This is a genomic window from Methylobacterium sp. W2 (assembly GCF_020662345.1).
GTDB lineage: Bacteria > Pseudomonadota > Alphaproteobacteria > Rhizobiales > Beijerinckiaceae > Methylobacterium.
In genome coordinates this window covers 1-379 of sequence record NZ_VMOA01000123.1, presented here as the reverse complement: position 1 = coordinate 379, position 379 = coordinate 1, and the positions used below count along the sequence as shown (strand labels likewise).

The window sequence follows — 379 nt, the reverse complement described above, 5'->3', positions numbered from 1 at the left end:
GCATAGGAGCGCCCGGCGGCGGCCGGCGACGATCATTCACTGCCGATATGCCGGCCCATCCCCCGCGGGCCGGGCTCAGTCCCGGTCCAGGGCGCGCGCCAGGGCGTCGTTGAGGGTCCGCAGCACCTTGACCCGGGCGAAGCGCTTGTCGTTGGCCTCCACCAGGGTCCAGGGGGCGATCTCGGTGCTGGTGCGGTCCACCATGTCGCCCACCGCATCCACGTACTGGTCCCACTTGTCGCGGTTGCGCCAGTCCTCGTCGGTGATCTTGTAGCGCTTGAAGGCCACCTGCTCGCGCTCCTGAAAGCGCTGCATCTGGGTCTGCTTGTCGATGGACAGCCAGAACTTCACCAGCACGATGCCATGGTCGGCCAGTTGC

The 379-nt window shown here is 67.5% G+C and carries 1 pseudogene; it reads right to left on the bottom strand.

Features of this window, described 5'->3' with window-relative positions:
• Positions 1 to 75: 75 nt before the first annotated feature.
• A pseudogene (locus FPV16_RS26005) lies at positions 76 to 379 on the bottom strand (hypothetical protein); the annotation flags it as partial.